13 protein-coding genes are annotated in these 13,220 nt (G+C 54.3%); 7 read left to right on the top strand and 6 right to left on the bottom strand.

What is annotated here, in order from left to right:
* The first annotated feature begins 47 nt into the window (after positions 1-47).
* On the top strand, positions 48-1,493 hold the full coding sequence (gene tldD, locus WFN75_RS17885) for a metalloprotease TldD (protein WP_286790051.1): 1,446 nt from the start codon (positions 48-50) through the stop codon (positions 1,491-1,493).
* A 38-nt stretch (positions 1,494-1,531) separates the two neighbouring features.
* Here tldD and aaeR read toward each other — a convergent pair whose 3' ends face one another.
* Complete coding sequence (gene aaeR / locus WFN75_RS17880; protein ID WP_040073834.1) at positions 1,532-2,458, bottom strand: HTH-type transcriptional activator AaeR; 927 nt, start codon at positions 2,456-2,458, stop codon at positions 1,532-1,534.
* Between the two features lie 179 nt (positions 2,459-2,637).
* Here aaeR and aaeX point away from each other — a divergent pair, with 179 nt between their 5' ends.
* The 5 genes from aaeX (at position 2,638) to WFN75_RS17855 (ending at position 7,616) form a co-directional block, all read left to right on the top strand.
* A complete protein-coding gene (aaeX, locus tag WFN75_RS17875) occupies positions 2,638-2,841 on the top strand; it encodes a p-hydroxybenzoic acid efflux pump operon protein AaeX (RefSeq protein WP_040073835.1) in 204 nt (67 codons plus the stop codon).
* A 7-nt stretch (positions 2,842-2,848) separates the two neighbouring features.
* Positions 2,849-3,781: a p-hydroxybenzoic acid efflux pump subunit AaeA gene (aaeA, locus tag WFN75_RS17870; RefSeq protein ID WP_040073836.1), complete on the top strand. Its 933-nt coding sequence runs from the start codon at positions 2,849-2,851 to the stop codon at positions 3,779-3,781.
* A 5-nt stretch (positions 3,782-3,786) separates the two neighbouring features.
* Positions 3,787-5,754: a p-hydroxybenzoic acid efflux pump subunit AaeB gene (gene aaeB, locus WFN75_RS17865; protein ID WP_207292485.1), complete on the top strand. Its 1,968-nt coding sequence runs from the start codon at positions 3,787-3,789 to the stop codon at positions 5,752-5,754.
* 90 nt (positions 5,755-5,844) lie between these two features.
* The gene (locus tag WFN75_RS17860; protein ID WP_336996603.1) at positions 5,845-7,299 is read left to right on the top strand and encodes an NAD-dependent succinate-semialdehyde dehydrogenase; all 1,455 of its coding nucleotides are present in this window, start codon (positions 5,845-5,847) and stop codon (positions 7,297-7,299) included.
* 44 nt (positions 7,300-7,343) lie between these two features.
* Positions 7,344-7,616, top strand: a complete 273-nt coding sequence (locus WFN75_RS17855; protein ID WP_040073839.1) for a barstar family protein — start codon at positions 7,344-7,346, stop codon at positions 7,614-7,616.
* Positions 7,617-7,672: 56 nt separating this feature from the next.
* Here the strand turns inward: WFN75_RS17855 and yhcN (WFN75_RS17850) are convergent, their stop codons facing one another.
* From yhcN (WFN75_RS17850) to argR, 3 genes are all read right to left on the bottom strand, one after another.
* The gene (gene yhcN, locus WFN75_RS17850; RefSeq protein ID WP_336996602.1) at positions 7,673-7,939 is read right to left on the bottom strand and encodes a peroxide/acid stress response protein YhcN; all 267 of its coding nucleotides are present in this window, start codon (positions 7,937-7,939) and stop codon (positions 7,673-7,675) included.
* 103 nt (positions 7,940-8,042) lie between these two features.
* Positions 8,043-8,306, bottom strand: coding sequence for a peroxide/acid stress response protein YhcN (yhcN, locus tag WFN75_RS17845; RefSeq protein ID WP_040073841.1), 264 nt, complete (start codon positions 8,304-8,306; stop codon positions 8,043-8,045).
* 378 nt (positions 8,307-8,684) lie between these two features.
* Positions 8,685-9,155 carry a transcriptional regulator ArgR gene (gene argR / locus WFN75_RS17840; RefSeq protein WP_046885760.1) on the bottom strand — a complete coding sequence of 157 codons (471 nt, stop codon included), beginning with the start codon at positions 9,153-9,155 and terminating at the stop codon, positions 8,685-8,687.
* A 404-nt stretch (positions 9,156-9,559) separates the two neighbouring features.
* Here argR and mdh point away from each other — a divergent pair, with 404 nt between their 5' ends.
* Positions 9,560-10,498 carry a malate dehydrogenase gene (gene mdh, locus WFN75_RS17835; RefSeq protein WP_040073843.1) on the top strand — a complete coding sequence of 313 codons (939 nt, stop codon included), beginning with the start codon at positions 9,560-9,562 and terminating at the stop codon, positions 10,496-10,498.
* A 53-nt stretch (positions 10,499-10,551) separates the two neighbouring features.
* Here mdh and degS read toward each other — a convergent pair whose 3' ends face one another.
* The gene (gene degS / locus WFN75_RS17830; RefSeq protein WP_046885859.1) at positions 10,552-11,622 is read right to left on the bottom strand and encodes an outer membrane-stress sensor serine endopeptidase DegS; all 1,071 of its coding nucleotides are present in this window, start codon (positions 11,620-11,622) and stop codon (positions 10,552-10,554) included.
* 87 nt (positions 11,623-11,709) lie between these two features.
* Complete coding sequence (gene degQ / locus WFN75_RS17825) at positions 11,710-13,074, bottom strand: serine endoprotease DegQ (RefSeq protein WP_286808707.1); 1,365 nt, start codon at positions 13,072-13,074, stop codon at positions 11,710-11,712.
* Positions 13,075-13,220: the final 146 nt, after the last annotated feature.

The raw sequence follows: 13,220 nt of genomic DNA, 5'->3' as shown, positions 1-13,220 counted from the left end.
CTTAATTACCGCCTCGTGGGCGGCAACGAACAACGAGTAGCAAAACGATGAGTCTGAACCTGGTAAGTGAACATTTGCTGGCAGCGAACGGCCTGAGTCATCAGGATCTGTTCTCTATTCTTGGTCAACTGACCGAACGCCGTCTCGACTACGGCGATCTCTATTTCCAGTCGAGCTATCACGAGTCCTGGGTGTTAGAAGACAGCATCATCAAAGATGGTTCCTGGAACATCGACCAGGGCGTGGGAGTCCGCGCGGTCAGCGGTGAGAAGACCGGTTTTGCCTATGCTGACCAGATTAGCCTGGCGTCGCTGACTCAGAGCGCACAGGCCGCTCGTACCATCGTGCGTGAGACGGGCAACGGACAAGCAAAAACCCTTGGCGAAGTATCACATACGGCGCTTTATACCAGTATCGATCCGCTGCAGAGCATGAGCCGCGAAGAGAAACTGGACATCCTGCGTCGCGTAGACAAAGTCGCTCGTGCGGCGGATAAGCGCGTACAGGAAGTGAGCGCTAGCCTGAGCGGTGTTTATGAATTGATCCTGGTGGCCGCCACCGATGGCACCCTGGCTGCCGATGTTCGTCCGCTGGTGCGTCTGTCGGTCAGCGTACAGGTTGAAGAGGATGGTAAACGCGAGCGCGGCTCAAGCGGCGGCGGCGGTCGTTTCGGTTATGAGTGGTTCCTTGCCGATGCGGATGGCGAAGTGCGTGCCGACGCGTGGGCGAAAGAGGCCGTGCGCATGGCGCTGGTAAATCTCTCCGCAGTTGCAGCACCCGCGGGCACTCTGCCGGTCGTGTTGGGCGCAGGCTGGCCGGGCGTGCTGCTGCACGAAGCGGTCGGTCACGGTCTGGAAGGTGACTTCAACCGTCGCGGTACTTCAGTCTTCAGCGGCCAGATGGGTCAGCTGGTGGCGTCTGAACTTTGTACCGTTGTCGATGATGGCACCATGGCCGATCGCCGTGGCTCTATCTCAATCGATGACGAAGGGACGCCGGGGCAGTACAACGTCTTGATTGAAAATGGTGTGCTGAAAGGCTACATGCAGGACAAACTCAACGCGCGTCTGATGGGCGTGGCACCTACCGGTAACGGTCGCCGTGAGTCTTATGCCCATCTGCCGATGCCGCGTATGACGAACACCTACATGCTGGGTGGAAAATCCACGCCGCAAGAGATCATCGAGTCGGTCGATTACGGTATCTATGCGCCGAACTTTGGCGGTGGCCAGGTGGACATCACCTCCGGTAAATTTGTCTTCTCAACTTCAGAAGCCTATCTGATTGAGAAAGGCAAAGTCACCAAAGCGGTAAAAGGGGCGACGCTGATTGGTTCGGGTATTGAAGCGATGCAGCAAATCTCTATGGTGGGCAACGATCTCAAGCTGGATAACGGCGTGGGCGTGTGCGGCAAAGAGGGGCAAAGCTTGCCGGTTGGCGTAGGCCAGCCGACGCTGAAAGTAGATAACCTGACGGTGGGCGGCACGGCCTGATCCAACTCTGCTCCTCTTCCTGCGGGAAGAGGAGCCTGCTACTCCTTCCTTTTTTCCCGCATTGCCCGATACAGCTCCGCCACGTCCACAAAGTAATCCGTCAGGTAGTTAATACAGACCTGCACCTTCAGCGGCAATTTATCCTTTTCAGTATAAAGCGCGTAGACCGGACGCGGATCGGATTGATAGCGCGGGAAGAGGATCTCCAGTTCGCCGCTGTTGATCTCATTGATCACCCACATTAGCGGTACATAAGCGATCCCGGCGCCGGCCACCAGCCAGCGCGTTAAGGTCATGGGATCGTTGGTCACAAACCGTCCCTGCGGGATCAACTTTGTCGATAACCCCTCTGGCGCCACCAGCTCAAACGCGTTGTCCGGACGCACGCTGTACTCAAGCCAGGAGTGGTTACTGAGATCGGCAGGTTTATCCGGTATCCCGGCCTGCACAAGGTACTTTTTGGCGGCACAAACCACCATCGGCATGCTACCCAGTCGCCGGGAGAAGAGGCTGGAATCCTGGAGCGCGCCTACGCGGATCACCACGTCCAGGCCGTCGGCAATCAGGTCCGGTGCCGGGATGCCGGTCACCAGATCAACTGACAGGCCTGGGTACTCTTTCAACATCTCTGCCGTCATACCGGCGAGGACATTTTGTGCCATAGTGGAAGAGCAACCGATACGCAGGGTGCCAATGGGGGTGTTATTAAAGGCGTAGAGCTGCTCGTGCACCTCCTGCGCTTCATGCAGCATACGGCGGCAGCCCTGATAGTAAATTTTACCGGCTTCGGTCAGGCCGATACTGCGGGTGCTGCGGTTAAGAAGTTTTACCTGAAGGTCATCTTCCAGTTTAGAGACGGTCTGACTGATCGACGAGACGCTCATCTGTAGTTGCCGGGCAGCGGAAGTAAATGAGCCCAGTTCAACGACTTTGGCAAAAACGGACATGCGTTTTAAACGTTCCATTATTCACTCTGGCTTAAAAGTGATTTAGATCACATATTATAGATAACAGCATAACAGTTACGCTAATATACTATTAATAACCCGGCAGCTACGCCACTCTCGCCCGGCTTTTCTTGCCCTTAATGCGGTGGCGCAGCTCAATAAATCTTTCGCCTGCTCGCTCTCTAACCAAGGTCAACATGAGTCTGTTTCCCGTTATCGTGGTGTTCGGTTTGTCGTTCCCACCGATATTTTTTGAACTGCTTTTATCACTGGCGATTTTTTGGCTGGTGCGTAAGGTGCTGACGCCGACTGGCATTTATGATTTCGTCTGGCACCCTGCATTGTTCAATACCGCGCTGTACTGCTGCCTGTTTTATCTGATATCGCGTTTGTTTGTTTGAGGTAGATGTGAAAACACTAACAAGAAAAATCTCTCGTACCGCTATCACCCTGGCGCTGGTCGTACTGGCGTTCATCGCGATTTTCCGTGCATGGGTCTACTACACCGAGTCACCCTGGACGCGCGATGCGCGTTTTAGCGCCGATATCGTGGCGATTGCGCCTGACGTCGCAGGGCTGATTACCTCAGTGAATATTAAAGACAACCAGCTGGTGAAGAAAGACCAGGTGCTGTTTACCATCGATCAGCCACGTTATCAGAAAGCGCTGGAAGAGGCTGAAGCAGATGTTGCCTACTACAAAGCGCTGGCCGCGGAGAAACGTCGTGAAGCCGGACGCCGTAACAAGTTAGGCGTGCAGGCCATGTCCCGTGAAGAGATTGACCAATCTAACAACGTGCTGCAAACCGTCCTGCATCAGCAGGCAAAAGCTGAAGCGACCCGCGATCTGGCGAAACTGGATCTGGAACGCACCGTGATTCGCGCCCCGGCCGATGGCTGGGTGACGAACCTGAACGTTTATACCGGCGAATTTATTACCCGCGGCTCGACCGCAGTGGCGCTGGTTAAGCAACGCTCTTTCTACGTGCTGGCCTATATGGAAGAGACCAAGCTGGAGGGGGTACGCCCGGGTTATCGGGCAGAGATTACGCCTCTGGGCAGCAACCGCGTACTGAAAGGTACGGTAGATAGCGTGGCGGCAGGCGTGACAAACGCCAGCGCAACCCGTGACAGCAAAGGGATGGCCACCGTTGACTCTAATCTGGAGTGGGTGCGTCTGGCCCAGCGTGTACCGGTACGTATCCGTCTGGATGAAGAGCAAGGCAACCTGTGGCCGGCAGGCACGACGGCAACGGTGGTGATCACCGGCGAGAAAGATCGTGATGCCAGCCAGGATTCATGGTTCCGTAAAATGGCGCATCGCCTGCGTGAGTTCGGTTAATCACTATGGGCATCTTCTCCATCGCCAACCAGCATTTACGCTTCGCCATTAAGTTGGCCTGCGCCATTGTGCTGGCGCTGTTTGTTGGCTTTCACTTCAATCTGGAAACCCCGCGCTGGGCGGTATTGACGGCGGCAATCGTCGCGGCCGGCCCGGCGTTCGCGGCCGGGGGCGAACCCTATTCAGGCGCTATCCGCTATCGCGGGATGTTACGTATTGTCGGTACCTTCATTGGTTGTATCGCCGCGCTGACCATCATCATTCTGATGATCCGCACCCCGCTGCTAATGATTATGGTGTGCTGCATCTGGGCCGGTTTTTGTACCTGGGTCTCCTCATTGATCCGTGTCGAAAACTCCTACGCCTGGGGGCTTTCTGGCTATACGGCGCTGATCATTGTTATCACTATTCAGACCGAGCCGTTGCTCACGCCGCAGTTTGCGGTTGAGCGCTGCAGTGAAATTGTGCTTGGTATTGTCTGTGCGATCGTCGCGGATCTGCTCTTCTCGCCGCGATCCATCAAACAGGAAGTCGACCGGGAGCTGGATGCGCTGATCGTTGCTCAGTATCAGCTGATGCAGCTCTGTATCAAACATGGCGACAGCGAAGCGGTGGATAATGCCTGGGCGGCGCTGGTGCGCCGTACCACCGCGCTGGAGGGGATGCGCAGCAACCTCAATATGGAATCTTCTCGCTGGTCGCGAGCTAACCGACGCCTGAAAGCGCTTAATACCGTCTCCTTAACGCTGATCACCCAGGCTTGCGAAACCTATCTTATTCAAAATAGCCGCCCGGAAGTCATCACCGACACCTTCCGCGAACTGTTTGAAGAGCCGGTAGAGACGGTGCAGGATGTGCACCGACAGTTAAAACGCATGCGTCGGGTCATCGCCTGGACTGGCGAACGTGATACGCCCATCACCATCTATAGCTGGGTAGGCGCGGCGACACGCTATTTGCTTCTTAAGCGGGGCGTCATCGGTAACACCAAAATCAGCGCCACGGAAGAAGAGGTGCTGGCAGGCGAAGTGGTCGTAAAAGCCGAATCGGCGGAACGCCACCACGCCATGGTCAACTTCTGGCGTACAACGCTTGCCTGTATGCTCGGTACTTTGTTCTGGCTCTGGACCGGCTGGACCTCCGGCAGCGGGGCGATGGTAATGATTGCGGTGGTGACTTCGCTGGCAATGCGTCTGCCCAATCCACGCATGGTGGCACTGGATTTCCTCTATGGCACCATTGCGGCGCTGCCGCTGGGGGCATTCTATTTCCTGGTGGTGATCCCCTCGACTCAACAAAGCATGTTCCTGCTCTGCCTCAGTCTGGCAGTGATGGCCTTCTTTATTGGTATCGAGGTGCAAAAGCGTCGACTGGGATCGCTGGGGGCGCTGGCCAGTACCATTAACATCATCGTGCTGGATAACCCCATGACCTTCCACTTCAGCCAGTTTCTGGATAGTGCGCTGGGGCAGATTGTGGGTTGTTTCCTGGCGATGATGGTGATTCTGCTGGTGCGCGATAACTCGCAGGCCCGCACCGGGCGCGTTTTGCTGAATCAATTTGTTTCGGCCGCCGTCTCGGCGATGACCACCAACACCGCCCGGCGTAAAGAGAACCATCTGCCTGCGCTCTATCAGCAGCTCTTTTTACTGCTGACGAAGTTCCCGGGAGATATCGCCAAGTTCCGTCTGGCGCTGACGTTAATCATTGCCCATCAGCGACTGCGCAATGCACCGGTACCGGTGAATGACGATCTCTCTGCGTTTCACCGCCAACTGCGTCGCACCGCGGATCACGTGATTGCGGCCTCCAGCGACGACAAACGCCGCCGCTACTTTGGCCAACTCCTGGAAGAGCTGGATGTCTATCAGGAAAAACTGCGTATCTGGGAAGCGCCGCCGCAGGTGACCGAGCCGGTAAACCGGCTGGTCAGCATGCTGCATCGGTATCAAAATGCCCTTACCGACAGCTAATCCTCCCGCAAAAACCGACGCCCAAAGCGTCGGTTTTTTTGTGGCTATACTTAGTCTGGCAAGTTTTTAAATCCAGAAAGGGAGGACACCATGACAACGCAGACTCTCCAGGACAGTGCGCTTTTTCAAACCGGGTATCTGGTTGATGGCGTCTGGAAAACGCTCGACACCACCTTCGATGTGCTCAATCCGGCTACCGGCGAGGTGATCGCCAAAGTGGCGAAAGCGGGCACCAAAGAGACCGAAGAGGCTATCGCTGCGGCCAGTAAGGCGTTTCCTGCATGGCGGGCGAAAACCGCTAAAGAGCGCTCGACGATACTTTATCGCTGGTATGAACTCATCATCGAAAACAAAAGCTGGCTCGGTCAGTTGATGACCACGGAACAGGGCAAACCCCTGAAAGAGGCCGAAGGCGAGGTAGAATACGCGGCGAGCTTTATCCAGTGGTTTGCCGAGCAGGCCAAGCGTGCAAACGGTGAAATTATCCCACCCATTAAACCCGGCTCCCGGATCCTTGCTACTCGCGAACCCGTTGGCGTGGTGGCGGCCATCACGCCATGGAACTTCCCCATGGCCATGCTGACCCGCAAGCTCGGTCCGGCGCTGGCTGCCGGCTGTACGGGGGTGATCAAACCGGCGAATAACACTCCCCTTAGTGCCTTTGCACTGCTGACGCTGGCGAAAAAAGCGGGGGTGCCGGATGGCGTGCTGAACGCCGTTGCGGGCAATACGCATGAGATAAGCGACGCCATTATGGCCAGCCATGAGGTGCGAAAAATCTCCTTCACCGGCTCTACTGAGGTTGGAAAAACCCTGGTGCGCAACGCCGCAGAGACCATGAAAAAAGTCTCCATGGAGTTGGGAGGTAACGCGCCGTACATCGTCTTCGACGATGCCGATATCGACGCTGCCGTAAAAGGAGCCATCGCTAACAAATTCCGTAACGCAGGCCAGGTCTGCGTGAGTGTTAACCGTTTCTATATTCAGGAATCGGTGTACGACGAGTTTGTTAACAAGCTTGCTGAGGCGGTCAATGCGCTGAGAGTGGGTAATGGACTGGAGGAGGGCATCGTAGTCGGGCCGCTTATTGAATCCTCTGCCGTGGAAAAGGTACGCGAGCATGTGGAAGACGCAGTCGCAAAAGGGGCAACCGTGCTGGCAGGCGGTAAACCGCACAGCCTGGGCGGCAATTTCTGGCAGCCTACGGTGCTGGGAGATTGTCATGAAGGTATGAAGCTGGCCAGCGAAGAGACCTTCGGGCCGGTGGCAGCATGCTTCCGCTTTACTACAGAAGATGAGGTGATCCAGCGAGCCAATAACACGCCGTTTGGTCTGGCTGCCTACTTTTACACCCAGAATCTGTCGCGCGTATTCCGGGTGTCTCAGGCCATTGAAAGCGGCATGATCGGTATTAATGAGTGCGCGGTCTCAACTGAGCTTGGACCATTTGGTGGGGTGAAGGAGTCAGGGCTGGGTCGTGAGGGCTCGGTACTGGGGCTGGAAGAGTTTCTTGAAGTCAAAACCCTGCATATCGGGGGATTATAATCGTCGGGGCGGCTATGCCGCCCACCTTTACGGGGTGGCGGACAATGAATATCTACACGTTTGATTTTGATGAAATCGACAGTCAGGAAGACTTTTATCGCGAGTTCTCGCGGGTGTTCGGCATTGAAAAAGGGAAGGTCGCCAACCTGGATTCCTTGTGGGATGTGGTAACGACTCACCCGCTCCCTGTACCGCTGGAGATTGAGTTCATTCATCTCCCCGAGAAGCTACGCAGGCGTTTTGGGGCGTTGGTTTTGCTGTTTGATGAGGCAGAAGAGGAGCTGGAAGGACAAATTCGGTTCAATGTCCGGCCGTAGACATAAAAAAGCCCCTGACAGGCAGGGGCAAGTCGTACGCGGAGTACGACGAGGGTTTATTTATACAGTTCTGCGGTGGCGTGCCAGTGATCGCCCTGAGTGAGTTCAGTGACGCGATAGCTGCTGGCACCTGCTTTTTCAGCTTTTGCCGCCAGTTTGTGGCGAATATCCATTGGCGAGCCAGAAACCTGTGATACGGATACGCTACCCAAGGATTGCAGGTTTTGCGCCTGATCGGCATTCACTTGTTGCACAGCCGCGCTGGCACCAAAGGAAATAACAGAGGTTAAACCCAGTGTGGCGATGAGAGATTTCATTTTCATAGTCATTACTCCAGAAGTTGTTTTGCTCAACGGCATGAAGGATTAAACCGCTTTTTTTATATCTGACGCCGTTGAGTGAATTATCAGTGCTTATTACCAGAACTTATTTATACAGCTCTGCGGTTGCGTGCCAGTGGTCACCACTGCGCGCTTCGATCACACGGTAAGAAGAGGCACCCTGTTCTTCCGCTTTTTTGTTCAACATCTGACGCATATCCATTGGTGACGTACCGATTGCACCAACAGAAACAGTACCGATAGCCTGGCGAGACTGTGCCTGTTCAGCGTTGATGGAATCAGCCGCAAAGGCACCGAAAGAGAGAACGGACAGGACGCTAAGCGCTGCTACAGTTGTTTTGATTTTCATGATTTTTTCCTCGTCGTATTTTTTATAGGGCCTTTCATTTCGTGACCCTCATCACAAAATCAAGTATACACTAATAACGGCAAAAATTAATACCATGCTAATTGTTTCCCCTGAAATTACGTATTAAGCACGGCGTTTTTTATAACTAAAATGAATTAAAATGGTCACTTATTCGTCACATTGGTGGTGTATAGCCTTAAAAATCATTGGGATAGAGTACTTTGATTTTTTGTGCGATTTTACGGTTTATCATTCACCACATGAATGTCAAATGGCAGGAAATCGCACTAAATGTGAAAGCAATAAGCAACAGAATGTAGGGAGAAGGGCGTTTGTGGCAGTAGGTTCCCCGCTGCCAGGAGCAGCAGGGAAGGGGGATCAGAGTTCTTGTTCGAACAGCACCAGGATGGCTTCATAAAGGTCTTTGACCGAGAAACCATTGGCCGGGGTGGTGAAGATAGTGTCATCCCCGGCAATAGTGCCAAGAATGCCTTCTGCTTTACCCAGCGAGTCCAGCAGGCGCGCGATAAGCTGTGCAGCCCCCGGGCTTGTGTGAATGACGACAACCGCGTCGTTATAATCGATATCCAGTACCAGATTTTTCAGCGGGCTGGAGGTGGTCGGAACGCCAAGCTCGGCTGGCAGGCAATAAACCATCTCCATTTTGGCATTGCGAGTCCGCACCGCGCCAAACTTCGTTAACATGCGCGAGACTTTCGACTGATTGATGTTATCGAAGCCCTCTTCCTGCAAGGCCTGGACGATTTCACCCTGGGAACTGAATTTTTCTTCTTTAAGTAGCGCTTTAAACGCCTTCACTAATTCTTCTTGTTTTGAAGAGGTTCGCATAAGTCACCCGAAATATGGCGGTAGAAACAACATTATTATGCACATAGATGAATTTTTATGCAAACTATCTGCCCAAACTTAGGCTGAAATAATGTTATGAAAGAGCGGGATTTTATCAAATTTTGTTATCCAGGAACATGCCTGCGTCACGCCTTATAAATAACATTAAAAGTAAATTAAATGTTATCAAATTGATGTTGTTTTGGTGGCGCGCAGAGGTGTATTGTAACCCCCTCTTGATTCGTTGCTTAGTTCTCGCCAGGCACCTGATAGCCTTCAGGCCGCAGCGAAAAGTGAGTGACCCCTGATTCTGCAGCAACGACGATTGTAATTATTTATCTGCTGAATTAAGGTCGCCGCGACGGAGCAACAGATATTTAGCTCACCATAATAAGGAGTTTAGGATGAAAGTCGCAGTCCTCGGCGCTGCTGGCGGTATCGGCCAGGCGCTTGCCCTACTACTGAAAACCCAGCTGCCTTCAGGCTCAGAACTCTCCCTGTACGATATTGCCCCGGTTACCCCAGGCGTGGCGGTTGACCTGAGCCACATCCCAACGGCTGTTAAAATCAAAGGCTTCTCCGGTGAAGATGCGCGTCCTGCGCTGCAAGGTGCGGACGTGGTTCTCATCTCTGCAGGCGTCGCGCGTAAACCGGGTATGGATCGTTCCGACCTGTTTAACGTTAATGCGGGCATCGTGAAGAACCTGGTTCAGCAGATCGCTGAAACCTGCCCGAAAGCGTGCATCGGTATCATCACTAACCCGGTCAACACCACTGTGGCGATTGCTGCAGAAGTGCTGAAAAAAGCGGGCGTGTATGACAAAAACAAACTGTTTGGCGTGACCACGCTGGACATCATCCGCTCCAACACCTTTGTGGCGGAATTGAAAGGCAAGCAGCCAACCGAGCTGGAAGTGCCGGTTATCGGTGGCCACTCTGGCGTGACTATTCTGCCGCTGCTTTCCCAGATCCCAGGCGTGACTTTCTCTGAGCAGGAAGTGGCTGACCTGACCAAACGTATCCAGAACGCGGGCACCGAAGTGGTGGAAGCGAAGGCGGGTGGCGGTTCTGCGACGCTCTCTATGGGCCAGGCAGCAGCGCGCTTCGGCCTGTCTCTGGTTCGCGCCCTGCAGGGTGAGAAAGGCGTTGTGGAATGTGCTTACGTTGAAGGTGACGGCGAACACGCCCGCTTCTTCTCTCAGCCACTGCTGCTGGGTAAAAACGGTATCGAAGAACGTCAATCTATCGGCACGCTGAGCGCGTTTGAACAACAAGCGATGGCAGGCATGCTGGATACGCTGAAAGGCGATATCAAACTGGGCGAAGAGTTTGTAAACAAGTAATCTCCTCCCAGTGAACAAAAACCGGAGCCCAGGCTCCGGTTTTTTTATTGCTGTCAGTTGGTGGCGGGATATTCCTGAATGGTCACCTGCAGCGTGAGCTTTTTGTCCTCGCGCATCACTTCGACAGGAATGATGGAGCCAGGCCTGATTTCGGCCACCTGATCCATAGTTTCCAGCGCGGAAATCGCCGGTTTGCCATTCACCGAGACAATAACGTCGTTAACCTGCAGACCCGCTGCAGCCGCCGGCCCGCCCGGAGAGACCTCGTTAACCACAATTCCCTGAATCTGATCGATACCGCCGCCGCCCTGTGCGTGCAGTGGCGCGATTTCACGCCCGCCAATACCGATATAGCCGCGGATCACCCGGCCATCGCGAATCAGCTTATCCATGATTTTGGTTGCAAGCTGGAAGGGAATCGCAAATCCCAGCCCTTCCGGCGTTTCACCATCGTTGCTCTTATCGAAGGAGAGCGTATTGATGCCTATCAGCTCCCCCAGGGAGTTGACCAGCGCCCCGCCGGAGTTACCGTGGTTAATGGAAGCATCCGTTTGCAGGAAGTTTTGACGGCCCGAGGGGTTCAGGCCAATTCGGCCGGTGGCGCTAATAATGCCCTGAGTAATGGTCTGCCCAAGGTTATAAGGGTTACCGATGGCCAGCACCACATCGCCAATATGCGGGCTACGTTTGCGATTGATAGGGATCACCGGCAGGCCGCCGGTGGCCGTGATTTTCAGTACCGCAAGGTCGGTCAGGCTGTCTGAACCGACTAACAGCGCTTCGAACACGCGCCCATCCTGCAAGGCGACAATAATCTGATCGGCGTCGTTGATAACGTGCTTATTGGTAATGATATAGCCGCGTTCATCCATGATCACCCCGGAGCCCAGGGTACGGATCTCCAGCTGATTATGGCTGGTACTGTTCAGACCGCGGTTATAGACATTCACCACCGCAGGCGCGGCGCGGCGTACCGCCTGGTTGTAGCTGGCAGGTGTTTCATCTGCGCTGTCAAACTGCGGCGCAGCCAGCTTATTAAACTGGCGCAAAGAGGGCATGGCGACCAGTAACAGGCCACCAACAGCCAGGCCAATGGCGACCGAACGAATGATCTTCAGAAACATGATGCGGGCGTCGTTAAAGTGAAAACTGCTGCAGCATAACATGACTTTTCCGGACATCACATGCCGTGATGCCCGGAGCAGAAATGCTTATCGCAGAAGAATATAGAGCGTATCGTTACCCCGCACGATCTGCAGGGCAATCACCGCCGGTTTGTTCTCCAGCACCTTGCGCATTTCGGCAATAGACTGAACGCGCGTGCGGTTGACCGCAATGATCACGTCATCTTCATGCAGACCCGCTTGTGCCGCCGGGCTGCTCTTTTCTACGCTCTCAAGCGTGATCCCTTTGGTACCATCTTTCAGTTGGCCATCGCTCAGGGTCGCCCCCTGCAGCGCAGGTGCAATCATCTCGGCGCTGGCAGAGGAGGAGGTGCTTTTATCAAGCGTTACCTCTACGGTCATCGGTTTACCCTCTCGCAGCAGCCCCAGCTTCACTTTGGTGCCAGGCTCGGTGGTGGCGATGCGTGAACGCAGCTCCGCAAAGCTACTCAGCGGCTTGTCGTTAAGGCTAACAATGACATCACCCGACTTAATGCCCGCTTTCGCTGAGCCAGAGTTCGGTAAGACTTCACTCACAAACGCACCGCGCTGGACATTCAGATTGAACGCTTTGGCGATATCCGCGCTCATCTCCATCCCTTTAATGCCCAGCAGGCCACGTTTCACTTCACCAAAGTCAATAAGCTGTTGGGCCAGCGTCCGAGCCATATTGCTCGGAATGGCAAAGCCGATGCCGACGCTGCCGCCACCCGGCGCGAGAATAGCGGTATTGATACCAATAAGCTCACCGTTCAGGTTCAACAATGCGCCGCCCGAGTTTCCGCGGTTGATGGAAGCATCGGTCTGAATAAAGTTTTCCAGCCCTTCGAGATTCAGGCCGCTGCGCCCCAGCGCAGAGATGATGCCCGACGTCGCAGTCTGCCCAAGGCCAAATGGGTTACCGACCGCAACGGCAAAATCTCCTACGCGCAGCTTGTCAGAGTCGGCAACCGCGATTTGCGTCAGGTTAGTGGCATTCTGGAGCTGTAACAGGGCGATGTCGCTTTGATCATCCCCGCCAATCAGTTTGGCCTCGAATTCACGACCATCGTTCATCTGGACGCTGATTTTGTCAGCCTCGCTGATGACGTGGTTATTGGTCAGTACATAGCCTTTAGCGGCATCGATGACCACACCGGATCCCAGCCCCTCAAAAGGTTGCGCCTGATCGGCGCCATCCTCGCCGAAATATTTTTTCAGCTCTTCAGGAATGCGCTGGCTTTGTTGCGCCGTGCCTTCCACCTTCACGCTCACCACCGCCGGCAACACTTTCTCCAGCATTGGGGCGAGCGTCGGAAGGGGCGCCTGGCCAGGAACCTGTGAAGGCATGGCTGCATAAACAGGGAAAGATGCCGGAAGAGCGAATCCGACACACAATGCTAACGCGCTTAACAGCTGATTTTTTTTGTTCATTGACGCTGGCTCTCGCAACCTGGGGTAAAGGAATATCGGCCCAAAAACAGTCTGATGTTATTGAATTTTAAAACGCTGAACAATGAGGTGTTTGACTAAATAATAGCTGGGGTAATGAAGAAAGGACGGGCGCAAAGGCTGCGCCC

This window comes from Leclercia sp. UBA7405 (genome assembly GCF_037152215.1).
GTDB lineage: Bacteria > Pseudomonadota > Gammaproteobacteria > Enterobacterales > Enterobacteriaceae > Enterobacter > Enterobacter pneumoniae.
The sequence above is the reverse complement of the archived record's forward strand: the minus strand, read 5'-3'. Positions and strand labels throughout refer to the sequence as shown.